General features: G+C 71.8%; 16 protein-coding genes. All 16 read right to left on the bottom strand.

The window, feature by feature from the left end; all coding sequences use genetic code 11:
* Positions 1–301: 301 nt before the first annotated feature.
* The gene (locus tag ACZ1DY_RS20270) at positions 302–1,345 is read right to left on the bottom strand and encodes a 3-deoxy-7-phosphoheptulonate synthase (RefSeq protein WP_465485367.1); all 1,044 of its coding nucleotides are present in this window, start codon (positions 1,343–1,345) and stop codon (positions 302–304) included.
* Positions 1,332–2,729: a DHA2 family efflux MFS transporter permease subunit gene (locus ACZ1DY_RS20265; RefSeq protein ID WP_465485366.1), complete on the bottom strand. Its 1,398-nt coding sequence runs from the start codon at positions 2,727–2,729 to the stop codon at positions 1,332–1,334. Before ACZ1DY_RS20265 ends, ACZ1DY_RS20270 begins: the two co-directional genes overlap by 14 nt.
* On the bottom strand, positions 2,726–12,637 hold the full coding sequence (locus ACZ1DY_RS20260; protein ID WP_465485365.1) for an amino acid adenylation domain-containing protein: 9,912 nt from the start codon (positions 12,635–12,637) through the stop codon (positions 2,726–2,728). Before ACZ1DY_RS20260 ends, ACZ1DY_RS20265 begins: the two co-directional genes overlap by 4 nt.
* Positions 12,631–13,407: an ABC transporter ATP-binding protein gene (locus ACZ1DY_RS20255; RefSeq protein WP_192744619.1), complete on the bottom strand. Its 777-nt coding sequence runs from the start codon at positions 13,405–13,407 to the stop codon at positions 12,631–12,633. The genes ACZ1DY_RS20260 and ACZ1DY_RS20255 overlap by 7 nt, the downstream gene beginning before the upstream one ends.
* Positions 13,404–14,426, bottom strand: a complete 1,023-nt coding sequence (locus ACZ1DY_RS20250; protein WP_465485364.1) for a FecCD family ABC transporter permease — start codon at positions 14,424–14,426, stop codon at positions 13,404–13,406. The genes ACZ1DY_RS20255 and ACZ1DY_RS20250 overlap by 4 nt, the downstream gene beginning before the upstream one ends.
* A complete protein-coding gene (locus tag ACZ1DY_RS20245) occupies positions 14,423–15,406 on the bottom strand; it encodes a FecCD family ABC transporter permease (RefSeq protein ID WP_465485363.1) in 984 nt (327 codons plus the stop codon). The genes ACZ1DY_RS20250 and ACZ1DY_RS20245 overlap by 4 nt, the downstream gene beginning before the upstream one ends.
* Positions 15,403–16,404 carry an ABC transporter substrate-binding protein gene (locus ACZ1DY_RS20240; RefSeq protein ID WP_465485362.1) on the bottom strand — a complete coding sequence of 334 codons (1,002 nt, stop codon included), beginning with the start codon at positions 16,402–16,404 and terminating at the stop codon, positions 15,403–15,405. Before ACZ1DY_RS20240 ends, ACZ1DY_RS20245 begins: the two co-directional genes overlap by 4 nt.
* Before the next feature lie 29 nt (positions 16,405–16,433).
* Positions 16,434–17,288 carry a siderophore-interacting protein gene (locus ACZ1DY_RS20235; RefSeq protein ID WP_465485361.1) on the bottom strand — a complete coding sequence of 285 codons (855 nt, stop codon included), beginning with the start codon at positions 17,286–17,288 and terminating at the stop codon, positions 16,434–16,436.
* On the bottom strand, positions 17,285–17,518 hold the full coding sequence (locus ACZ1DY_RS20230) for a phosphopantetheine-binding protein (RefSeq protein ID WP_192744624.1): 234 nt from the start codon (positions 17,516–17,518) through the stop codon (positions 17,285–17,287). The genes ACZ1DY_RS20235 and ACZ1DY_RS20230 overlap by 4 nt, the downstream gene beginning before the upstream one ends.
* Complete coding sequence (locus ACZ1DY_RS20225; RefSeq protein WP_126732218.1) at positions 17,515–18,186, bottom strand: isochorismatase family protein; 672 nt, start codon at positions 18,184–18,186, stop codon at positions 17,515–17,517. Before ACZ1DY_RS20225 ends, ACZ1DY_RS20230 begins: the two co-directional genes overlap by 4 nt.
* Entirely contained in the window at positions 18,183–19,805 is a 1,623-nt protein-coding gene (locus tag ACZ1DY_RS20220) for a (2,3-dihydroxybenzoyl)adenylate synthase (RefSeq protein ID WP_465485360.1), read from the bottom strand. The genes ACZ1DY_RS20225 and ACZ1DY_RS20220 overlap by 4 nt, the downstream gene beginning before the upstream one ends.
* Positions 19,802–20,998 carry an isochorismate synthase gene (locus ACZ1DY_RS20215; protein ID WP_465485359.1) on the bottom strand — a complete coding sequence of 399 codons (1,197 nt, stop codon included), beginning with the start codon at positions 20,996–20,998 and terminating at the stop codon, positions 19,802–19,804. Before ACZ1DY_RS20215 ends, ACZ1DY_RS20220 begins: the two co-directional genes overlap by 4 nt.
* Positions 20,999–21,134: 136 nt before the next feature.
* On the bottom strand, positions 21,135–21,884 hold the full coding sequence (gene dhbA / locus ACZ1DY_RS20210) for a 2,3-dihydro-2,3-dihydroxybenzoate dehydrogenase (RefSeq protein WP_465485358.1): 750 nt from the start codon (positions 21,882–21,884) through the stop codon (positions 21,135–21,137).
* A gap of 234 nt (positions 21,885–22,118) precedes the next feature.
* Entirely contained in the window at positions 22,119–22,580 is a 462-nt protein-coding gene (locus ACZ1DY_RS20205; protein ID WP_465485357.1) for a GerMN domain-containing protein, read from the bottom strand.
* The gene (locus ACZ1DY_RS20200) at positions 22,577–23,983 is read right to left on the bottom strand and encodes an ATP-binding protein (protein ID WP_465485356.1); all 1,407 of its coding nucleotides are present in this window, start codon (positions 23,981–23,983) and stop codon (positions 22,577–22,579) included. The genes ACZ1DY_RS20205 and ACZ1DY_RS20200 overlap by 4 nt, the downstream gene beginning before the upstream one ends.
* A complete protein-coding gene (locus ACZ1DY_RS20195) occupies positions 23,980–24,714 on the bottom strand; it encodes a response regulator transcription factor (protein ID WP_306856030.1) in 735 nt (244 codons plus the stop codon). Before ACZ1DY_RS20195 ends, ACZ1DY_RS20200 begins: the two co-directional genes overlap by 4 nt.
* Positions 24,715–24,818: the final 104 nt, after the last annotated feature.

The following is a 24,818-nucleotide window of genomic DNA, read 5'->3' as shown; positions in this document are numbered from 1 at the left end:
TTCACGCGCTTCAAGCGGGAGTACAGCTACGACCCGGGACTCTCGAAAGCTTCGACGGCCTGCTTGTGGCTCCACGGACGTTGCGAAAGCCACTTTCGCAACGTTGAAGGTTGCGAAAGTGGCTTTCGCAACTCACCCCGCCGCGCTTCTATTGAGCCCTAAGGCGCAACTCGCGTGATTGAAGACGTAACTCACGTGCTTGGAGGCGTAACTCGGGTGTGCGGCGCCTGATCACGCGAGTTACGTGTCTGATCACGCGAGTTACGCCTTCAATCACGCGAGATCGCCCCCGGGGTTTGGGTCAACGCTCGGGGACGGGGCGCTTACGCGGGTTGCTCAGCCGCCGCACGGCGTTCGCACAGGCGAGGGACTCCAGCAGCGGGACGGTTCGCTCCCAGCCCAGGCAGGCGTCGGTGATGCTCAGGTCGGGCCGGGGCGGCACGGAACCGACGTCCTGCCTGCCGTCGGAGAGGTACGACTCGATCATCACCCCGGCCAGCGCGTCGTTGCCCGCCGAGATCTGGTCCGCCAGGTCGGCGACGACCACGGGCTGCCGGTTGTGGTCCTTGCCGCTGTTGCCGTGCGAGGCGTCGACGACGAGCCGGTGCGGCAGGCCGGCGGCAGTCAGCGCGTCGAGGGCGTCCGCGACGGCGTGCGCGTGATGGTTGGGTTTCGGCCCACCGCGCAGGACGAGGTGCGCGTCCGGGTTCCCGGCGCTGCGCTGGATCCGGGGGCGCCCGTCGGCGGCGGCGCCCGGGAACACGTGCGGCAGCGCGGCCGCCCGGACGGCGGCGACGGCGGTGTCCAGCCGTCCGGACACGCAGTTCTTCATGCCCACCGGCATCGGCAGCCACGACGCCAGCTGCCGGTGCGGCTGGCTGGCGACGGTCCGCGCGCCGATCGCGCCCCAGCTGATGGTGTCCGTGAAGTACGGCGCGAGGAACGGGTCGACGAACTCGTACGCGAGCGGCAGCCCGGTCGCGGCGGCGTCGTCCAGGAACCGCCGACCGATGCGGACACCGGCCGCGAGATCGCCCTTGCCGTCCAGGGTGGGGTCGGGCACCAGCCCGGTCCAGCCGGCGATCGTCCGCGGTTTCTCCAGGTAGGCGCGCAGGACCACGACGAGGTCGTCGGAGAGCCGGCGGGACGCCTCCGCGAGCCGATTCGCGTACTCGAGCGCTCCGTCGGTGTCGTGCACGGAACACGGGCCAACGACGACGAGCAGCCGGGAGTCCCGGCGGGCGAGGACGTCGGCGACGGTTTCCCGGTGCCGGGTGATCTCCTCCGGGACGAACCCGGTCGTGGCCACCTCGGCCGGGCTGGGCAGCTGGTCAAGCATTCGCATGACCTCTCTTCTTGTCGGGGGCGGCCCGGGGCAGCCGCGTCGCACCGGCCACCGCCACGACGGCGAGGCCGAGAACACACCAGAAGGCGTCGGCGAAGGCCGCGGCGACGTCCGGGCCGCGGGCGGCCAGCCGGGCCTGCAGCACCACGGCCAGCACCGCGGTGCCGATCGAGCCGCCGAGCATGTTGAGCAGGTTCAGCGCCCCGGCGGCGCGGGGCAGCCGGGCGGGTTCGACCCGGTGGTAGACGATCGTCATCACCGGCGCGCCGATCATCGCCGCGCCGAAACCGCGCAGCAGCAACGAAATTACGATGACCCAGTCCGGAAGACCCGGGCCGAGCTGGGTGAAGGGCGCGGTGCCGAGGGCGACCAGCCCGATCCCGCTCAGCACCAGGGTGCGCGGCGAGATCCGGTCGACAAGGCGGTTCACCAGTACGGAACCGGCCGCCGCGCCGATCCCTTGGGGCACCAGCAGCAACCCGGTGTCCCAAGCGGACAGTCCGGGGCCGCGCTGCAGGTAGAGCGGGAGCAGGAACATCGTGCCGAACACCGACGCGCCGAGCAGGACCAGAGCCAGCGCGGCGACCCCGAACGGCGGACGCGTGAACAGGCGTGGATCCAGCAAGGGCGCTTCGGCGCGCAGACCGTGCCGGACGAACGCCGCGAGCATCACGACGCCGAGCGCGACGGCGATCCCGGCGACCATCGGCGTTCCCTGCTCGAACCAGGTGAGCCCGAAGACCAGGACGGCGAGCCCCGGCGAAAGCAGCATCGCGCCCCGGAAATCGAAGCGCTCCCCCTTGCCACCGGGTTCGCTCGCCGGAACCCAGCGCCGGGCCAGGATCACCGCGACCACGCCCACCGGGAGGTTGACGTAGAACAACCACGGCCAGTCCGCGACCGCGAGGATCGTGCCGCTCGCCATCGGGCCGAGCACCGGCGACAGCAGCGGTACGAGACCGACGACGCTGATCACGCGTCCGATCCGGTCCGGTCCCGCCGCCCGCGCCAGGAGCGCCTGGCCGGTCGGCGGGAGCAGACCGCCCGCGAGCCCTTGCAGGACGCGGAAGGCGATGAGCGCGGGCAGCGTCGGCGCCAGCGCGCACAGCAGGGACGCCAGCAGGAACACGACGACGGCGGTGAGCCAGACGCGCCGTCCGCCGAAGCGGTCGGCGAGCCAGCCCGACGCCGGCACCGCCGTGACCACGGCCAGCAGATATGCCGTCGTCACCCATTGGACGCCGGTGACCGGCGCGCCGAACTCGTCGGCGAGGGTGTCGACGCCGACCGACACGATCGTGCTGTCCAGGGTCGCCATGAACGTGCCGAGCACCAGCACGGCGGCCGTGCGCCACAGGGCGGCGTCGATCGGGCGCGCGGTCACCGCTCCCCCACGAAGCCGGCGGCGTCGCCGTCGAGCCAGGACGGCAGCTTCCGGAGATACCCGGCCAGGTCCTCGGCCAGCGACCGGGCGTCGGCCTCCCTCGCGTACAGAACGCCATCCCACCCGTGCTCGCCCGGGACGACGGTGACGCTCACCGGGTGATGCGTGCGTTCACGGAACCTCGTCCCGGTGACTGTCAGGCCGGGCGCGGGTTCGCGCAACTTCGCCGGGTCCACCGGGTAGTTCTCGAACACGAGCAGGCTGTCGAACAGGCGCTCGCGCCCGGCCAGCGAAGCGAGTTCGGGCAGGCCCATCCGGTGGTGCGCGGTCATCGCCTGCTGCCGCGATTGAAGGTCGGCGAGCGCCTCGGCGACCGTTCCGGTGAACCTGGCACGGACCGGGACACTGTTCGCCAGCAGGCCGATGATGTCCTCGACACCGTCCACATCGGACGTCCGGTTCGAGGTCATCACCCCGAAGGTGACGTCCCGTCGTCCGGCGTGCGTCGCCAGGACGGCCGCCCACGCACCCTGCAACAGGGTGTTGACGGTCAGCCCGCGTGAGGCACCCAGCCTGGTCAGTTCAGCGACCACTGCACTGTCCACAGTGAACAGAGCGGGTTCGGCGGACCCACCGGTACGCGGCAGGTGGTCGCCTTCGGGCAGGCCGTCGAGTTCCCTGCGCCAGGCCCGGACGTCGGCCGAGTGATCGGCCGCGGCGAGCAGGCGGGTGTACCGGGTCGGCGGCACCGGCTCGGGTAACGGCTTGCCCGCGTACAGCGCGAACAGCTCGCCGAGGATGCGCGGCGCCGACCAGCCGTCGGACAGCAGATGGTGACTGGTCAGCACGAGGGTCTGACGGCCTGATCCGTGCCGCAGCACCGTGACCCGCCACAAAGGACCGTGCGCCAGGTCGAACGGCTCCGCGAGTTCCTCGTCCAGGGCCGTGTCCAAATCGGACACTTCGCGGACACTGAATCCGGCCCGCGGCTCGGCGGGGATCAGCTGGACCTCGTGCGACGCCGGGAACACCGCGCCCAGGTTCGGTTGCCGTCGCACCAGCGCCGCCGCCGCGGCCCGCAGGGCCTCGACGTCAAGGTCACCGGACAGCGTGAACGCGGCCTGCACCGGATACGGATCCTCGTCCGCCGCGCGGGACTCGCGCAGGATCACCTCCTGCAACGGGGTCAGCGGCATGATCTCGCCGGGCCCCGGCGCGTCGGCGGCGAGAGCGTCCAGCTCACGCCGGAAGTGCTCGCCCAGCACGACGATCTCGTCTTCGGTGAACAGCGCGGACGGCCAGGTGAAGCGGACCCCGAGAGTGCCGCCGTCGGGGACCATCGCGTTCACCGTCAGCGCGTACGGCAGTGGCATCTCCGCGCCACCACCCGAACCGAGCGGCTCGGCGTCCGGCGGGCGCTGCCACAGGGTCTCCTCGGCCGGGGCCTCGGGAAACCGGCCGAGATAGTTCCAAGCGATCTCGGGCCGCGGGCCTTTGACCTCGAGAATCCCGTGGCCAAGGCCATCGCCTGCCGCCCGGAGGTGATCACGGACCGCCCGCAGCGCGTCCGGCAACGGCCCGGGCGGCGGGGCGATCCGCGCCGGATGCACGGCGGTGAACCAGCCGGCGGTCTGCGCCAGATCGACCTTGCCCGTGAAGTCCGGCGTGTGTCCCGGACGTCCGTGGCTCTCGACGGCGACGACCAGATCGGCGCCGGTCCCGCGCCAGGCGGCGACGGCGCGGGCGAGCGCGGTCAGCAGCACGGTGTCCGGGCCGGTGCGATACGCCGTGGGCAGCGCGGTGAGCACGGCGTGGGTGGTGTCCTCGCCGATGTCGAGCCGGTGATGCCGGGCGGTCGCCACGGTGTCGCGCGCCGGATCGAGCCGGGTGCGGCCGAGCGTGGTCTCCGGCGCGGTGGTGATCCCGTGCCAATACCGCGTTTCGTCCTCTCGATGCGGAGCGGCGGCGCGCAGCGATCGCGCCCAGCCCAGGAACGACTGCCCGCGCCGGTGCAGGGTCTTGCCGTGGAAGGCCTGTTCGACGTCGTCGAGCAGGACGCGCCAGGTCACCGCATCGGCGACGAGGTGGTGCGCCACCAGCAGCAAGCGTCCGGGACGGTCGCCAACGTCGGCCAGCACCGCCCGCACCAGCGGTCCGGTGCGCGGGTCCATCCGCGCGACGATCTGCTCGACGTGGGTGTCCAGCGCCGCGCGCGGCTCACCGGTCACACGGATCGCGGTGAGCACGTCGGCACCGGTCACGGCGCCGACGTCCGGAACCCGAAGCGCGTCCTCGACCAGATGCGCGCGCAGGACGTCGTGGCGGGCGAGAACGGCGTCGAGCACCGCGGTCCAGCGAGGAATGTCGTCCGCCGACGGCACGCAGATCTCGACCCACTGGCAGAACCCGTCGGCCGCCTTTCCCGCGCGCCGCAGCAGATCGCGCATGATCGGCGTGAGCGGGGCGTCGCCGACAGCGTGGGCTTCCTCGGCCTGTTCGGGTTCGCCACAGCGCGCGGCGATCCCCGCGGCCGTGCCGCCTTCGAGGACGTCGCGCGCGGTCAGGTGCAGCCCTTCGCGGCGGGCGCGGGAGACGACCCGCAGTGAGGCGATGCTGTCGCCGCCCGCGTCCAAGAAGCCGTCGTCCAGGCCGATATCGGGACCGAGCAGCTCGCGGACCACCCGAAGCAGCACCGCTTCCGCCGGGGTGGCGGGTTCCCGTCCGCCGTCGGAGCGGGCTTCCGGCGCGGGCAGCGCGGCGCGGTCCAGCTTGCCGCTCGGTCCGAGCGGAAGCCGGTCCAAGGGCACGAACGCGGTCGGCACCATGTACGCGGGCAGTTCGGCGGCGAGGTACTCGCGCAGTGCGGCCGGATCGGGTTCGGCTCCGTCCACGGGGACGACATAAGCGACCAGCCGGTCTTCACGGACGATCACCGCGGCGGCGCGCACGTCGTCGTGCGCGGTCAGCGCGGTCTCGATCTCACCGAGCTCGATCCGGAATCCGCGCAGTTTGACCTGGTGGTCGGCGCGGCCGAGGAACACGATCTGCCCGTCCGGGCGCCAGCGGACCAGGTCGCCGGTGCGGTACATCCGCTCCCCCGGCGGCCCGAACGGGTCGGCGACGAACCGTTCCGCGGTCAGCGCGGCGCGGCCGACGTAGCCCTGTGCGAGCTTCGGCCCGGCCAGGTACAGCTCGCCGGTGACGTTCGTCCCGACCGGGAGCAGCCCGCCGTCGAGCACATACGCGCGGACCTCCGGGTCCGGGCGGCCGATCGGGAGCGGCCCGGGGTCGGCCGGGTCGTAGTGCCAGGTCACCGAGTTGATGGTGACCTCGGTCGGGCCGTAGGCGTTGAACAGCGCCCGCCGGTTCCCCCAGCGCCGCGCCAGTTCCGGGTCGAGCCGTTCGGCGCCGACGACGAAGAACACGTCCGGGTCGACGGTCGCGTCGTCGGGCATCGCGGAGAGGAACGAGGGCAGCAGGTTGAGCCCGGTGATCCGGTGTTCGGCTGCGTAGGCCAGCAGGTCGTCGCCGGAGGTCCGCACCTCCTCCGGCGCGATCACCGACGTGCCGCCGGACAGCAGCGGCAGCATGAACTGCCAGAACGCGACGTCGAAACTGGTCGAGGCGAAATGCAGGTACCGCTCGGCGGTCCCGATCCCGACGATGTCCTCCTGCAGCGCGATCAGGCTCGGAACGCCGCGATGCGGTACTGCCACGCCCTTCGGCTTGCCCGTCGTGCCGGAGGTGTAGATGACGTACGCGATCGCGTCCGCACACAAGGACACGCCCGGATCGGTGTCCTCAGTGGACAGAGAAGCCGGGTCGATCACCGGCAGGCCGTCGACGTCCGAAGTGGACACGACGGCGGCGGGCGCGATGTCGTCCAGCATGTACGCGAGCCGGTCGGCCGGGTAGTCCGGGTCCATCGGCACGTGCACGGCGCCCGCCTTGACGACACCGAACAACGCGACCACGAGGTCGACGTCGCGGCGCAGCAGGACCGCGACCGGGTCCTGCGGTTTCACTCCCGCGTCGATCAGGGTGTTCGCGAGCCGGTTGGCGCGGCGGTCCAGTTCGGCGTAGGTCAGGCTCCGGTCCCGGCACACGACGGCTTCGGCGTCCGGGGTCTCCCGGACCCAGCGGCCGAACTCCTCCAGCATGCCGCCGCGTTCGCGGTTGGGTTCCGGGCCTTCGCCGAGGCGCAGCATCGCGCGTTCTTCCTCGGCGTCGAGCGCGCGCAGCCGGGAGACCGGGCGCGCCGGATCGGCGACGATCTCGTGCAGCACCGCGCGCAGCCAGCGGCCGTAGGCCTGGGCCTCCTCGCGGGTGAACGCCTGGGGCTGGTAGCCGAGGCCGACGGTGAACTCGTCGCCGGGCAGCACGATCACCGTGAGCGGGTAGTGCGTGGCGTCGGTGATGTCGACGCCGACGAGGTCGAGACCGGGGGCCAGCGTGGTGCGGGCGCGGCTGGAGAGCGGGAAGTTCTCCATCACCAGCATGGTGTCGAACAGGTCGCCGACGCCGGCCGCGCGCTGGATGTCCGGCAGCCCGGCGTGATGGTGATCGGTGAGCCGGACGCTTTCGGTGTGCACACGTTCGAGCACGGTGGCCGCCGTGTCGGCGGCGTCGAAGCGCACGCGCACCGGAATCGTGCTGCCGAGCTGGCCGATCATGCGCTCGACGCCGGGGACGTCGGCCGGGCGGCCGGAGACCGGGCAGCCGAAGACCACGTCACGCCGGCCGGTCAGCCTGGCGAGCAGCACTCCCCAGGCGGTCTGGAACACCGTCGTCGGGGTGATCCCGCGTTCGCGGGCGAAGGCGCGCAGCCGTTCGCTGAACTCCCCACCCAGTTCCACGGTGACGCGTTCCGGGCGGTCCACAGTGGACTCGATACTCGCCGGGGCGAGCCGTGTGCCCTCGTCGAGCCCGGCCAGCGCCTCGCGCCACGCCTCCAGTGCCGCGTCCGGGTCGCGTTCGCCGAGCACGCGGTGGTACTCCGAAAGCGGGGGCGCGACCGGGGCCACCGGGCCGCCGCCGAGTTCGGCGTAGGTCGCCAGCAGGGTGCGGCCGACCAGCGGCATCGACCAGCCGTCGAGCAACGCGTGGTGATTCGTGAGCACCAGGCGGTGCTCGTCCGGGCCGAGGGTCAGCAGCAGGAACCGGATCAACGGCGGGGTCGCCGGATCGAAGGGCCGGGCCAGTTCGGCGCGGCACTCGGCCTCGACCTGCTCAGGTGAGACCTGCGCGAACCGCCAGTCCAGCGTGACTTCGGCGGGGACCACCTGGACGACCTCGCCCGCATCGGTGGTGTGCAGGTGGACACGCAGCGCGGGATGCCGCCGCAGGACCTCCTTCGCGGCTTCGCGCATGCGGTCCGCGTCGAGCGCGCCGCTGAGCAGCGTGACGGCCTGCACCACGTAGACGTCGGTGTCCTCGGTACCGCGTGCCAGGGTGTGGAACGAAAGCCCTGTCTGCAACGGGGTCGCGGGCAGGACGTCCTCGACGCGGCCGAGGCTTTCGAGTGCGTCGATGTCGGCCTGGTCGAGGCCGACCAGCGGCAGATCCGACGGCGTGAGACCGCCGCCGTCCGGTCCGATCCAAGTGGCGTGCGCGGTCAACTCCTCGAGGGCGAGTGACCACGCTTCCTGGAGCGCCTCGACGCTTTCCGGCGGCAGGACCTCGCCCGCCGCGGTCCACTCGACGGCGAGCCGGGGACGGCCGTCCTCGCGGACGAAGCAGTTCAGCGCCAGCACTTGTTCCAGTGACTTGTCGTCCGGTTCGGTGACCGCGAACGGGTCTTCCTCCGGCAGCCGCCAGCCGGTGCCCGGCAGTGCCGCGAAGCGACCGAGGTAGTTCAGGACGACGTCCGGCGGCGGGACGGCGGCGAGTTCGTCCATGGTCAGCGGGTCGAGATACCGCAGGACGCCGAAGCCGACGCCGTTGTCCGGGACCGCGCGTTTGGCCTCCTTGGCGGCTCGCAGCAGCCTTCCGGCCTCCGCTACGCCAGAGGGAACGCGCAACGGATACTCGGCGGTGAACCAGCCGACGGTGCGCGAGAGGTCCAGGCCGTCTTGGTCCCGGCCGTGTCCTTCGATGGACACGGTTTCGGCCTCGACCGGCGCGCCACGCCACGAGCGGAGGGCGAGCACGAGCGCGGCGAGCAGCACGTCGTCCGGTCCGGCGCGGTAAGCCGCGGGCAACGCGGTGAGCACCGCGTCGGTCTGCTCCGGGGTGGCGAGGGTGACCGAACGCCGCGCGGTCGCGACCGTGTCGGCGGTCCGGTCGAGCGGACGGTGGCCGAGGCGCGGACCGTCGAGCGCGGCGCGCCAGTGGCCGAGTTCACCGCGCCTGGCACCCGAAGTGCCTTGTTCGGCAAGGAGAAGCGCGTGCCGCCGCCAGGAGGTGCCGACCGGTTCGAGCGGCTCACCGGCGCACGCGGCGCGCAGATCCGGCAGGAGCACCCGCCACGAAACCCCGTCGATCGCCAAGTGGTGAACGACGATGACGAGGTGGTCGGGAAGCAACGCGACCTTGAGTACCCCGATCCGGAGATCAAGGGACTCCGCGAGTTCCGCCGCGACCTCGGCCGGTTGACCGGTCGTCTCGACCACGACGTCCGACGCCTTCACCGTGCCGCGTTCCCGGACCCGCATTTCGTCCTCTAAACGCAGACGGAGGACGTCGTGGTGGTCCAGGAGCGTTTGGACGCCCTCGATCAGCAGGGTGGGCGGAAGATCCTCGTCGAGCCGGAGCGCGGTCCACTGCGTGTACCCGGCGATCGTCGCGACGTCCGGATGCGGGTCGAGCAGGGCACGGACGATCGGCGGCGCGGGCACCACGCCGACTGGCTCGTCCGGCGGAGCGGCCGGGGCGCCGATCTCCGCGCTCGCCGCGGCCAGCGCCTCGAAGCTGCGGCGGGCGAGCAGGTCACGTGGGCGCAGGTCGAGGCCGTGCGCGCGCAGCCTGCTGCTGACGCTGATCGCGGTGATGCTGTCGCCTCCCAGCGCGAAGAAGTCGTCGTCGACCGCGACTTCTTCGACGCCGATCACCTCGGCGATGGTCGCGCACAGCAGCCGTTCGCGTTCGGTGGCGGCGGTCCTTCCGGCCGCCGCGCGCGGGGCGGGCAGCGCGGGACGATCGATCTTTCCATTGGAGGTCAACGGAAGTGCGTCGAGAACGACGACCGCGGCTGGCACGAGATGCTCCGGCACGCGCGCGGCGAGCTCCGCACGGACGTCGTCCGGGACGACCTCGCCGACGACGTAGCCGACGAGCCGTGGCCCGCGCACCGCGGCGGCGGCCGCCCGCACTCCGGGAACGGCGGCCAGCGCGGCCTCGACCTCGCCGAGTTCGACACGGTGACCGCGCACCTTCACCTGGCCGTCGCGGCGGCCCAGATACTCCAGACCGCGGCCAGGCACCCAGCGGGCCAGGTCGCCGGTGCGGTACATCCGGTCGCCGGGCGCGCCGAACGGGTCGGCGACGAACCGTTCGGCCGTCGCGCCGGGGCGTCCGAGATAGCCGCGCGCGAGATGCGGGCCCGCGAGGTACAGCTCACCCGGTGTTCCCACCGGCGCGGGACGCAGCGCGGCGTCGAGCACCCGGACCGCCGTCCCCGGCACCGCGGTGCCGATCGTCGGCTCGCCGTCGTCCAGCCAGGATCCGGCACCGTCCACAGTGGCCTCGGTCGGGCCGTACATGTTGCGGGCGCGGACACCCGACTCCGCGACCTTGCGCCAGAGCGCGGGCGGAGTCGCCTCGCCGCCGAGGACGAGCAATACGGGCGGGTGCGGGCCGTCGAGCAGTCCGGCGTCGACGAGCGGCGCGGCCATCGACGGCGTGGTGTCGACGACGTCGATCCGGTCGCGGGCGAACGCAGCGAGGAGTTCGTCGGCGTCCCGGGCGACGTCGGTGCCGTAGACGTGGAGTTCGTGCCCGAACAGCAGCCACATCAGCTGGTCGAGCGCGGAGTCGAAGGCGAACGAGTAGGTGTGCGCGACGCGCAGCCGCCTGCCCGCGGCGCGTTCGGTCTCGGCGACCGTGGTCGCGCGGTGGTGGCGCAGCAGCGTCGCGAGCCCGCCGACCCGGCCCAGCACGCCCTTGGGGCGGCCGGTGGAGCCGGAGGTGAAGATGACGTACGCGAGATGTTCCGGATGGCGGGGAATGTCCAGCGGCGAGGAGTCCAGTGTGGACAGATCGGTCTCGCCGAGCACCAGCTGGGGGCCAGGCACGATTTCCGGGTCGTGGGTCACGGTGAGCACCGCGCCGGCTTCGGCGACGAGTTCCCGCAGCCGTTCGACGGGATGGGCGAGATCCAGCGGCAGGAAGCCGGCCCCGGCGTCGAGCACCGCCAGCAGGGCGACGACGAGATCCGCGGACCGCGGCAGGGCCAGCGCGACGACGTCGTCGGTCCCGGCACCGCGTGCGCGCAAGGCGCGGGCGAGACGGTGGACGCGCGTGACGAGTTCGCCCGCGGTCAGCCGTTCTTCACCGAAGACCAGGGCGGTCTGTTCGGGATCGAGGCGGTCGAGAAGTTCAGTTACGCCAAGGAGTTCGGCGTCAGGCGCGGGTGTCGACCACGCTTCGAGGAGCGTGTCCCGCTCCCCCGGCGGCACCAGGTCGGCGGCGGCGATGGCCGGGCCGTCCGGTTCGGTCAAGGCGGTGATCAGGCAGCGCAACGCGGTCAGCTTGGCGTCGACGGCGGCCTGGTCGTGGGTCCGCGCGTCGACCTCGAAACCGAGCAGCAGCCCACCGTCGGAGGTCGGCAGCACGGACAGGCCCATGTCCTCCGGCGGTCCGCCCGCGACGTTGCGCATCGTGCCGTGCGAGCCCGCGAAGTCGAGCTTCAGGTCGAACGCCTTGAGGTTGATACCCCGCCCGTGCAGCAGTGCTCCGGCGCCGGGCACCGCGAGATCCTGGGGCAGGTCCTCACCGCGATATCGCTGATGCGTGCGCATCTCCTTCAGCGCGCCCGCGACCCGTGCGGTCAGCTCGGTTCCGGTGTCCTGCGGCAGCACGCCGACCCGCAGCGGCAGCACGTTGACCGCCATCGCCGGAGTCCGCAGCGCCGCCCCCTCGCGGCACATCAGCGGCATCGCGAACACGACGTCGGTCCAGCCGAGCACGCGGTGCAGGAAGGCGGCGTAGCAGGCGATCAGCGCGTCGCCCCAGGTCGTCCCGGCACGTTTTCCCAGCTCGCGCAATCGGGCCACGTCCGTAGCGGGCAGGACCGCGCGTGCGGTCACGGTGTGCTCGGGCGGACCCGACGCGCCTCCGGCGTCGTCGAGCTCCGGCAAGGGCGTGAACCGCTCCCGCCAGTACTCGCGGTCCTGGGCGAACCGCTCGCTCTCGCGGTAGGCCTGGTCGGCCTCAACGAGATCGGCGAACCGGGCGAACGTCGAGGGCGGCACTTCCTTGCCCTGGACCGAAGCGGTGTAGCGGGCGGCGGTCCGGCGGGCGAGCATCGCCGCGGTGTAACCGTCGAACACCAGGTGGTGCCCGAGCTGGGTGAACCACACTTGCGAGTCGGACAGCCGCAGCACGAGGTGGGCGAACAACGGCCGCTCGACCATGCCGCGGCAAGCCTCGGCGACGCGGCGGCGTTCGGCGTCCACCCGCGTGTGCGCGGCGGCCACCGGATCGGCCTCACCGCGCAGATCCACGATCTCCGGCAGCGGCATCTCGTCGTCCGACACCACCTGACGTGGCCCGTCCGGCGTCTCGAAGACCCGCAACCGCAGGCTGTCCGCCTCTTCGGCGGTCGCCCGGATCGCCTCGGTCAGCGCGGCGACGTCGACCGGCTTTTCGCCGGCGATCTCGATCACGTCACCGACGACGTAGTAGGGCGAGTCGGGTTCGAGGCGTTGCGCGGTCCAGATACCCAGCTGGGCACCGGTCAGGTTCAGCATGTGGGCACCACCATCGGGGTTCCGGTCACCGGGTCGGGCACGACGACGCTGGGGAGATCGAAGACCTCCTTCATCAGCTCGGCGTCGACGATGTCGGCGGGCGCTCCTTCGGCGACGATCCGGCCGTCCCGCAGCGCGACGAGGTGGTCGGCGTAGCGGCACGCCTGGTTGATGTCGTGCAGGACGGCGATCACCGTGCGGCCTTCGTCGCGCAGGCGCGCCAGCAGGCTCAGCAGCTGGTACTGGTGCGCGATGTCGAGGAACGACGTCGGCTCGTCGAGCAGCAGGTACGGCGTCTTCTGCGCCAGCACCAGAGCCACCCACACGCGCTGACGCTGCCCGCCCGAAAGTTCCTGCACCGGCCGGTCGGCCAGCCCCGCCACCCCGGCCGCGGTCATCGCCTCGATCACCGCGCGTTCGTCCTCTTCGGACCACGACGCGAACAGCGACTGGTGCGGGAACCGGCCGCGCGCGACCAGCTGCCGGACGCGGACGTCCTCGGGTGCCACCGGATCCTGCGGCAGGAACCCGAGTTCCCGCGCCAATCCCTTGCCGGGGAAGGAACCGACGTCCTTACCGTCGAGCAGGACTTCGCCGTCCGACGGGCGCAGCAGCCGGACGAACGCGCGCAACAACGTCGACTTGCCACACGCGTTCGGTCCGACGACGGCGGTGAACGCGCGGTCGGGCACGTCGAGGCTCAGCCGGGTCGACACGACCCGGTCGCCGTAGCGCAGGGTCAGATCCCGGGCGGTCAAGCGGGCACTCATGTGCGCCGCACCTCCTTGGTGAGCAGCCAGATCAGGTAGCCGCCGCCGATCACGGTGCTGATCACACCGACCGGCAGCGCTTCCGGCGCGAGCAGCATCTGGGCGGCCAGGTCGGCGCTGGTCAGCAGCACGGCGCCGGTGAGGGCGGCGGGCAGCAGGGAAATCCCGGGCGTGCGGGCCAGCCGCCGCCCGATCTGCGGGGCCGCCAGCGCGATGAACGCGATCGGACCGGCGACGGCGGTGACCGTGGCCGTGCAGCCGACCCCGATCAGCACGAGCGCCAGCCGCAGCCGGTCCCAGCGGACGCCGGTGGTGACCGCCAGCGCGCCGCCGAGCGCGGCCTGGTGCAATGCCGGCGCCCTGGTGAACAGCACGACGAACAGCACCGCGAGCACACCGAACGGGATCGCCACGTCGTCCCAGCCGATCCCGTTGAGGGAACCGGCGTTCCAGCCGACGGCCGCGATCGCGATCTCGAGTTCGGCGCGCAGCACGATCCACGAGTTGAGCGCCGTCAACATCGCGTTGATCGCGATGCCGATGACGATCAGCCGCAGCCCGGACAGCCCGCCGCCGAGTGACAGCGCGTACACGATCGCCGCCGTGAGCACGCCGCCGAGCACCGAACCGACGGTCAACTGCGTGGACGTCCCCGAAAGCACCGTGATCGCGAACAGCGCGCCGGTGTACGCGCCCGCGTCGAGGCCGATCACGTCCGGGCTGCCGAGCGGGTTTCGGGTGATGTTCTGGAAGATCGCGCCCGCCAGGCCGAGCGCGGCGCCGAACACCAGCCCCGCCATCACCCGTGGGAGCCGCCATTCGCGGATGACCACGCCGGGGCCGCCGCCGGAACCGGTGAGCGCGGCGAACACGCGGGCGGGACTCGCCCACGCCGCGCCGTAACAGAGCCCGAGCAGCGTCAGGCCGGCGATGACCACGAGCATCGCCACGAGGAAGACGAGGGTGCGGCGTTCGATCCGGGCGGAGAACCTCCCGCGCCGCAGGACGAGTGTGCTCATAGCGGCGCCGCCCCGTATTTGCGCACGGCCCAAATCAGGACGGGGCCACCGAGGAACGCGGTCACGATCGCGACCGGGACCTCGCCGGTCGGCAGCAGGATCCGGGAGCCGACGTCCGCGGCCAGCATCAGGACCGGGCCGAGCAGTGCGGCGAACGCGATCAGCCACGGGATCGACGCGCCGGCCACCCGCCGGGCCAGATGCGGCACGATCAGCCCGACGAACAGGATCGGCCCGGCCAGCGCGGTCGCCGCGCCCGCCATCAGCGTGATCAGCAGCAGGGTGATCGTCCGGACCCTGGCGACGTTCGCGCCGAGCGTGTGCGCGACCGTCTCGCCGAGCGCGATCGCGTTCAGCTGGCGGCTCACCGCGAACGCGCCCAGCAGGGACAGGCCGATGATGATCAGCGGGACCGTGGTCGGCGCCTGTTCACGGCCCGCCAGGGAACCCACCGACCAGAACCGGTAGACGTCGAAGGTGTCGGGGAACAGCAGCCGCAGGCCGAGGGTGAGCCCCAGCAGCACGGCGCTCAACGCGGTACCGGCGAGCACCAGCCGCAGCGGCGACTTGCTACCGACCGCGTACACCAGCGCCGAAGCGCCGAGCGCGCCCACCACCGCCAAGCCCAGCTCCACGGGCGCCGACGCGGCGAGCCCGAACGAGGACCCCACCGCGATGGCGAACCCGGCCCCGGCGGTCACGCCGAGCACGCCGGGTTCGGCCAAGGCGTTGCGGGACAAGGCCTGCACGAGCACACCGCCGACGGCGAGCGCCGCGCCGACGCCGATCGCCAGCACCGCCCTCGGCATCCGGATGTCCAGGACCACGGCCCGGTCACTCGGATTCCCGTCGCCCAGCAGGGCGCGCACGACCTCGCCGGGGGCGATGGCGTGCGCGCCGATTCCGACGCTCAGCACGGCGACCACGACGAGCCCGAGCAGTGCGGCGCCGAGCAGCGCGGACCGCCCGGTGGTGGTCACTTCTTCAGCAGCGGCGCGAACGCCTGGTCGACGGCGTCCAAAGTGGACGTCGCGGCCCGGTAGGTGGCGGCCTCGGTGTAGCGGAACGGGTAGACCTTGCCCGCCTTCACCGCGGGGAGTTCCTTCCACAACGGCGAGTCGAGGACGTACTTGACCGGCGCGGGCACGGAACCGTCGGCGGCGACCGAGTAGGTGATCGCGTCGGCCTCCGCGAACGCGGTCGGCAGCTCTTCGATCGACGGGTACTCGCTGACGTCCTTGGAGCCGCCGCCCTTGACCTTGACCTGGCCGTAGTAGGTGGCGCCGACGTCCTGCGCGATGTTGGTGCCCCAGGAACCGTTGAACTCACGCTGGAAGTTGCCCTTGGCGACCTCGCCGTAGGCACCGACGTGGCCCAGCTTCAGCTGCGGCAGCACGGCCTTGTACTTCTCGGCCAGTCCCTTGGCCTTGGTGTCGTACGCGGTCTTGAGCGCGTCGAACCCGGCGATGGCGCCGGCGGCGTCTGCCTGCTTGCGGGACAGCTCTCGCCACATCGACGGCACCGACGGGCCGATCGCCACGACCGGCGCGATCGCTTCGAGCCGCTTGATGTCGATGTCGGCGAGCACCGGCTTCGGCACGCCGATGACGATCAGGTCCGGATCCGCCTGCGCGATCGCCTCGTAGTTCGTCTCCGCCGCCGATTCGCCCGCGACCTTCGCCAGCTCGTCGTACTTCTTGCGCTCCTGCTCGTTGAACAGCGGGATGCCGCGCTTCCAGCTGGACACCCCGACCAGCGGCGCGCCCGCTTCGAGAAGGGCGGGCACGGCGTAACCGGTGGCGATGACCCGCTTCGGCGAGACCGGGATGGTGATCTGGCCGTTGTCGGCGGCGAACACCCGGGTCGGACCGCCGTCCGCCTGCCCGGCGTCGCCGGAGCCACAGGCGGTGGCCGCGGTCACGACCGTCAAAGCGAGCGCGAGCGCTCCGGCGAGACGGCGGGTTCTGGTGGTGCGCATGGATTTCCTCGTTCTTCGATGAGTGGGGATCAGTGGTCGTGCTCGTCGTCGAAGTCCGCGACGCCGCGTTTCCAGTAGCCGGTCACGTCGTGGTCGTCCTTGCCGAGCCCGAGGTCGTTCTTGAGCCAGCGGCGCAACGGCTTGATCTGCCCGGCTTCACCGGCGACCCAGGCGTAGAGCCGTTCACCGGCGGGGACCTCGATCGTCATGACCGCGCGCGCGAGCATGTCCGAGGCGCCCGGCGCGACGTCGCCCCGGTGCAGCCAATGCACCTCGACGTCTTCGGGCGCGGACAGCTCGATCTCCTCGCTCGCGTCGGCGACCTCGATGAACGCCCAGCCCGCGGCGGTGCGCGGCAGCTCTTCGAGCCAGCGCGCGATCGCGGGCAGCGCGGTGAGATCACCGGCGAGCAGGTAGCGGTCGTAGGTGTGCGGCACGATCAGCCCGCCGGGCGGACCGGCGACGTGCACCGGGGTGCCGGGAGTGACCTTCTCGGCCCAGCCGGAACCGAGGCCGCCTTCGTGCAGTGCGACGTCGAGGTCGAGTTCCCCGGAAGCCGGGTCGTACCGGCGGACCGTGTACTCGCGCGACGTCGGAGAGGGCTTGGGCCAGCGCAGCATGTCGCCGTCCTGGACCGGTAGCTTCGGCTCGGGATCCAGCTCGGGGAACAGGACCTTCACGTGCTCATCGGGCGAATGCGCCTCGAAACCCGCGGTTCCCGGCCCGCCGAGGGTGACGCGGAGCAGTCCGGAACCGATCATCTCGGTGCGCACGACCTCGGCCTGCCGGACCCGGATCGGGTACGGGACCTTCTCCGCGTGCGCTCCCCCGCGCACCTCGGCGATGCGTTCGAGGTGCCGGTGGCGATGGTCGGCGCGGCTCACGCGGTGCTCCCGGTGAGGACCTGCGTCCAGTGGCCGAGGGTCGGTTGTTCGGCGAGGTCGGCGAACTCCAGGGTGTCGGCGCCTTCGGTGCGCCACTGCTCGACGAGGCCCATGATCCGCATCGAGTCGAGTCCGAGGTCGGTGAGATCGGTCTCCGGCTTCAGCTCGGCCGGATCGCAGCCGAGCAGCTCGGCGACGTCGGCGTGGATCTTTTCGACGGTGAGGCTCATGAGCGCGCTCCGGCGTGGATCGGGGCCAGCGCGGCGAGCGCGGCGGCCGTGGTGGTCAACGCGCCGCAACGCTGGGCGACGTACTCGCAGGCCTGGTCGTGGCGCTCGCGGGAGAAGTCCGCGACCGCGTCACCGACGAGGAACGGCTGGATGTCGCGCATGAAGGCCTCGACCGCGGTGGCCTGGCAGCCGATATGCGCGTAGACACCGGTGATCAACAGCTGGTCCCGGCCCGCTTCGGCGAGCTGCTCGGTGAACGTGCTGCGCTGGAACGCGCTGTAGCGCCACTTCGTCAACACCTTGTCCCCCGGCTTCGGGGCGAGCTCGGGCACCACATCTGCGGCGGCGGGGTCTTCGTCGATGACCGCGCCGATACCGTCGCCCCAGAACTCGGTGAGCAGTCCACGATCCTCGGCGGCCTGATGACCGGGCTGCGCGGTGTAGAACACCGGGACACCCGCGGCGCGGGCGGCGTCGGCCAGCGCGGCGATGTTCGCGACCATCTCCGGCACCGGGGATCCCGCGTACGGCGCGAGGAAGTACCGCTGCGCGTCGTGCACCAGCAGCGCGGCGCGCGCGGAGTCGGGCTTCCAGCCGACCCGGCCGGCGGGCAGCTCGGCCTCCGTCGGCAGGGCGTACGGCTCGATCTTGGGCAGTGACACGTTCACTTCTCCTTCGCCAGGGCGGCCAGTGCCGCCCGCAGCTCGCGTTTGCTGGTCTTGCCGACCCCGGTCACCGGGAACTCCGGCACGATCTGGACCAGATCGGGCACCTTGAACGCCGCGACCCCGCGCTCGCGGACGAACCGGCGCAGCTCCGCCGCGGCCGGCTCGGCACCGGCCGCGGGCACGACGTAGGCGCAGGTGCGCTCGCCCAGGTACGGGTCCGGCACCGCGACGACGGCGGCGTCGAGCACGCCGGGATGGGCCATCAGGTGGTTCTCGACCTCTTCCGCGGCCACCTTTTCCCCACCGCGGTTGATCTGTTCCTTGGCCCGGCCGACGACTTCGAGGTGTCCCGACGGGTGCTGCCGCACGAGATCCCCGGTGCGGTAGAAGCCGTCCTCGGTGAACGCGGTCTTGTTGTGCTCGGCGGCGCGGTAGTAGCCGCGGATCGTGTACGGGCCACGGGTCAGCAGCGCGCCGACCTCGCCCGGCGCGACCACATCGTCCGAAGTGGACAGAGGGTCGTCCGGGTTCACGACGCGGACCTCGTCGTCCGGCGAGATCGGCCGCCCCTGTGTCGCGAGGACGTACTCGTCCGGATCGTCGAGCCGGGTGTAGCAGACCAGTCCCTCGGCCATGCCGAACACCTGCTGCAGACGGCAGCCCAGCGCGGGCCCGATCTTCTCGGCAAGCTCGCGCGCGCATTTGGCGCCGCCGACCAGCAGGACGTCCAAAGAGGACAGATCACGGGTGGTCCGCCCGGCCGCCTGCGCCCACGCGGCGGCCAGCGGCGGCACGAGCCCGGTGATCGTCACACCCTCGGCCTCGATCAGCCGGAACGCGGTGTCGGCGTCGGGACGCGGCGCGAACACCGTGGCCGCGCCCGCGTGCAGCGCGCCGAGCAGACCCGGCGAGCTGAGCGGGAAGTTGTGCGCCACCGGCAACGCGGCCAGGTACACGCTTTCCGGGCGCAGGCCACAGATCCGCGCGCTCTCCCGGACGCTGTAGAGGTAGTCGTCATGCGTGCGCGGGATCAGCTTGGGCAGTCCGGTGCTGCCGCCGGACAGCTGGAGGAACGCGACCCCGGCGGGATCCGGATCGGGCAGGGCACGCGGGGTCGCCGCTTCGAGCACGGCGAACTCCTCCGTGCCGACGACGAAGACGTTGCGCACCGATGGGATTTCGGCCGCGACCGCGCGTGCCATGGCGGCGTGGTCGAACCGTTCGTGCTCGCCGACGGTCAGGATCGCCGCGGCCTCGCTCTGCCCGGCGAAGTGCCGCAGCTCGCTGGCGCGGTGCGCGGGCAGCGCGAACACCGGCAGCGCGCCCGCCCGCCACAGTCCGAACACGACGGACGCGAACTCCGGCACGTTCGGCAGCTGCACGACGACCCGGTCGCCCGGGTGGATCCCGGCACCGGCGAACCCGGCCGCGAGCCGGTGCGCCCGCTCGTCGAGTTCGGCGAAGGTCCAGCGAGCGTTCTCGCCGATCACGGCGGGGCGCTCGGCGTACGCCTCGGCGAGGCTGGTCAGCAGTTTGCCGAAGGTCTGGCCGCGCCAGTATCCCGAAGCCCGGTAGCGCGCGGCGGTTTCGGGCGGCCAAGGCACGTGATCGGGATTCATACCGCCCCCTCCAGGCCGAGCGCCCGCAGCATGGTGCCGAACTTCGCGCCGGTCTCGGCGAGTTCGGCCGCCGGGTCGGAACCCGCCACCACGCCCGCGCCGGCGAAGAGCCGCACGGTGCGGTCGCGGACCTCGGCGCAGCGGATGGTGACGACCCATTCGCCGTCCCCGTCCTGGTCGGTCCAGCCGACGAGACCCGCGTAATAGCCGCGATCCTCGGGTTCGAGCGCGGCGATGGTGTCGCGGGCGAGCGCGGTCGGGACGCCGCAGACGGCGGGTGTCGGATGCAGTGCTTCCGCCAGCCCGAGTGCGGACGAACCGGCGTCGCCCGGGTCGGCGAGCCGTCCGCTGATCCTGGTCGACAGATGCCACATCGTGGGGGTGCCGATCACCTCCGGTTCGCCCGCGACGTCGAGGTCGTCGCAGAACCGGCCCAGCACCTCGGCCACCTGCGCGGCGACGTGGGCGTGTTCGGCACGGTCCTTTTCGGACGCCAGCAGATCCTCGACGCGGCGGGCGTTTTCGGCGTCGTCGGCCACCCGCGGCCGCGATCCGGCCAGCGGGTTCGCCGTCACCACCCGGCCGCGGCGGGAGACCAGCAGCTCCGGGCTCGCGCCGACCAGGGTGCGCGGTGCGGGATCCCCCGGTGCGCTGACGTCGACCGCGAAGGCGTGGGCCGCCGGGTCCGCGTGGACGAGACGGGCCAGCAGCCGCGGCACGGCGATGGGGTCTCCACCGGTGACGTCGAGGCAGCGGGCCAGCACGATCTTGCGCAGGTCACCGTCGCGGATCTCGTCCAGCGCCTTGGCGACGGCGGTGGTGTAGACCTCCGGCGCGGGCCGCGGCGAGACCGACCAGTCCCCGCCGCCGAGCGGGGCGACCGGACCACTCGCCATCGGTGGTCCGGCCCGGCGCACCACGGCGGGGACCACCAGGCTGCTCGGCGCGTCAGGCCGGAAGCCGATGGCCCCGGCCACCACCGGTTCGGTCACTCCCGCCACGAGGGCGGCGTCGAGGACTTCGGCGGCGGCACGGGCGCGTTTGCCCGGCACCGCGTGGACCGGGGAATACACGCCGTCGGCGAGCAGCGATCCGCGAGCGGACGAGTAGTAGAACGATCCCGGCAGGTACGCCGCCAGCAGATCGGCCGCCTGGTGGACCGGCCTTGGCCGAGCCGGTGCAGGTGAGGACACGACTGGATTCCCTTTCGCGAATACTACTGACCGAACAGGCGCTGGTGACACCCCAGTACGCAAGCGCCGACCACGACTTTTTGGTTAGCCTAACCTAATCGTACGGACCCGAAAAGTCTTCGTTGCGTCATCGAGATCACGCACGGAGCGTGGCCCCGCCGTCGACGTACAGGTTCTGCATCGTGATATGCCGCGCGCGATCGGAGACCAAAAACAGGACGGCATCGGCGATATCGGCGGGCTCGGCTATCCGGCCCAGTGGTATGCCGACACGATATTGCTCCGGATTCCCCGCGATGACACGGTCCGCGCCGTTCTCGTCCGTCCACAGTAGACGTTGCATGTCGGTGTCGGTCGAGCCGGGAGAGACGATGTTGCAGCGGATGCCGGAACCGGCGAGTTCGAGCCCGAGACAGCGGGTCAGCATCGTCGCGGCCGCCTTCGAGGCGGCGTACGCGGCCATCCCGCTGCGCGGGACTCCCGCCGCGTTCGAACCGACGGTCACCAGCACACCGCTCCGACGGGGCGCCATCCGGCGAGAGATCTCGCGGAGCACGGTGAAGACACCGGTGGAGTTGACCGCGAAGGTCGCCGCCCAGTCTTCGTCGCTCGTGTCGCGGACGGATCCCGGCTTCAGTACACCCGCGACGGAGGCGCCGATCCCGATCGGCCCGAGTTCGCGTTCGACCTCGTCGACGACCCGCGCGACGGCCACGGGATCCCCGACGTCCGCGACGAACGAGGTCACTCCGTCCCTGGAAGCGCTTTCGGCCAGGTCCATCGACGCCACGGTCGCACCCGCCCGGGCGAGCCCGTCCACGACGGCCGCCCCGATCCCGCGCGCGCCTCCGGTGACGAGTGCGACCTTGCCCTCGATCCCTTCCACGCCACAACCACCCCCGTCTCATTTGCTTAGCCTTGCCTAAGCTAGCGGTCGGATCCGGACAAAGCGAGGGACCGACACCGGTGATCCGGGACACTTCCGGTGCGGACCGTGCGGGTAAAAATGCCGTGGTATGTGCCATCCATGTGTGCTGCCCCAGAACCGAGTGGGTCACCGTGGTCGTGAGTGGCGTTTCGTGTTCTAACCCGAAACGCCACTCACGACCACGGTGACCCACTAGCCGGGCAAGGGACACGACAGCGGACCACGCACGGTTCCCTCACCCCGCAACGTGATCTGCGCGCTCCCGCCGAGCGAATCCCGCGCGGTGCACACGATCTGGTCCACCGCGCGCGCCGACAACCCGGCGACGCCGACCGAGAGGGTCACCGTGACCCCGTTCGGCGCCGGCGTCTGGTCCAGGACCGCGGTGCCGGGCGGGACTTCCGTGGTGTACTGCCGTTCCCGCTCGCTTTCGTCCGGTCCGGCGGCGAGCAGATCGACGGGGCTCGCCGGCGGCAGTTCCTGCGCCAGCGGGCGCAACACGCGGACCGGTTGCCCGCCGGACAGGAAGTAGAGCACCGCGCCGTTGGCGGGCCCCGACGGCGCGGGCGCCCCGGAGATCACGGCGCTGGGCCGGACGCCGCAGCCCGCGACCACGGCGGCTATCAGGAACATCGAAATCCAGTTCTTCCTCATGCCGTCACTCCCAGCCGGGGCAGGCGCAGCGTGAAAACCGCGCCGCCGTCGACGCCGTTGGCCGCGCTCAAGTCACCGCCGTGCAGCCGGGCGTTCTCCCAGGCGATCGCCAGCCCGAGTCCGCTGCCGCCGGACCTCGCCCTGGCCGAATCCGCCTTGTAGAACCGGTCGAACACGTGCGGGAGCACCTCGGGCGCCAGCCCGGGCCCGCGATCCGAGACCTCCAGCGTGATCTGCTCCCCCGCTTCGGTAAGCCGGAGCGAGACCGGCTTTTCCCCGTGCCGCAACGCGTTCCCGACCAGATTCGCCACGATGACGTCCACCCGCCTCGGATCCCACTCGGCGAAGATCCCGGCGGGCAGGTCCTTCTCCACCTCGCCCGTCCAGCCCCGGATACGCAGGCTCGCCGTGACCACCTCGGCGACATCGACTTCCTCCCGCGCCAGCGCGGCCGCCCCGGCGTCGAAGCGGGAGACCTCGATGAGGTCGTTCACCAGCCGCGTCAGGTTGTGCGTCTCCTCGATGCTCATCTTCGCCGCGCGACCGGCGTCCCCCGGCAGCTTCGACGCCTCCTGCTCCAGCACGTCCGCGACCGCGGTCATCGCGGCGAGCGGGGTGCGCAGTTCGTGGGAGACGTCGGCGACGAACCGCCGCGCGTCGGATTCCATCCGCTCCAGCTCGCCGACGTGCCGCTCCAGCGATTCGGCTGTCTCGTTGAACGTGCGCGCCACCCCGGCCAGCTCGTCCGAACCGCGGACGCTGATCCGCGCCCGCAGATCACCCTCACCCAGCCGCCGCGCCGCGTCGCCGAGTTCCCGCACCGGCCGCAGCACACCGCGGGCGGCCAGCAACGCCAGCCCGATCGCGAAGACGAGCGCCACCCCGCCGATCAGCCAGGCCCGGGTGGCGAGTTCGTCGATGCTCTTCGCCTCCGGCGCCATGCTGCGCGCGACGTAGGCCTCGATGCCCGAATCCCGTTGCTGCCCACCGGGGAGCACGACGGTGAACCTGGTGCCCACCACCAGCATCGGTGCGCCCCGCGAGTCGACTCGCTGCCAGGCGACGTTTCCCGACCGGACCCGCTCGCGAAGCTCGGGCGAGATCAGCGACCGCATCTGCTCGCTCCCGCTCGCCTTGTCCTCGTACAGGACCAGGGAGCTCAGGTCGCGGTCGGACAGCTCGCCGCTGATCCGGCTCAGCGTCCCCTCGCCCGGCGGCAGCGGGCCGAGCGGGAACAGCGCGGTGGCCTTGTCGACCAGGACGCGGGCCGTGGCGTCCTGCGCCTGCTTGAGGATCACGGTGCGGGACTGGACGTAGGCGCCGCCGGCGACCGTCGCCGCGGTGATCACGACCAGCAGGCTGAACGCCAGGAGCAGCCGGGTGCGCAGGCCACCGAGCTTCACAGTGGCCCGAAGCGGTAGCCGAACCCGCGGACCGTCTGCACGTACACCGGCGCGGACGAGTCGTCCTCGATCTTCGCGCGCAGCCGCTGCACGCATGCGTCCACGACGCGCGAGTCGCCGAAGTATCCGTGCTCCCACACGCTTTCCAGCAGGTACTGACGGCTGAGCACCCGGCCGGGGACCTGGGTGAGTTCGAGCAGGAGCCTCAGTTCGGTCGGGGCGAGGGCGACGGGCTTGTCCCCCTTGGTCACGGTCAGCCCGGCCCGGTCGATGCCGAGGTCGCCGTGCCGCTCGATCTCGGCAGGCGTGGGCACCGACGGCGCGGGTTGCCCGCTGCGGCGCAGCACCGCGCGGATCCGTGCCTCCAGCACCTGGGCCCTGGCGGGTTTGACCACGTAGTCGTCCGCGCCGGCGGCGAGGCCGGCCACCACGTCGATGTCCTCGTTGCGCGCGGTGAGCATGATGATCGGCAGATCCCCCGCCGCCCGGATCCGGCGGCAGACCTCGAACCCGTCCAGTCCGGGCAGCATCAGGTCCAGTACGACGATGTCCGGCGGCCGGGACGCGAGCCGGGCGAGGCCTTCCTCGCCGGTGGCCACCGCGTCGACCGCGTGGCCACGGCCGCCCAGCGCCATGCTGAGCCCGTCACGCACGGCTTGATCGTCCTCGATGAGCAGCACCCTGGGCATGCCGACGACTATCGCAGCGCCGGACGGAATCCGCTCGTCCATGACACGCCATGGTGCCCGTCCCGTTTCCGCGGAACGTCCACGGAATGTCATCGTTGCGTCACGACGTCCTCCGTGCGGAACGGTGACATTTTCGTCGGCGTCCG

The sequence above is a fragment of the Amycolatopsis sp. PSD-21 genome (genome assembly GCF_055561455.1).
The sequence above is the reverse complement of the archived record's forward strand: the minus strand, read 5'-3'. Positions and strand labels throughout refer to the sequence as shown.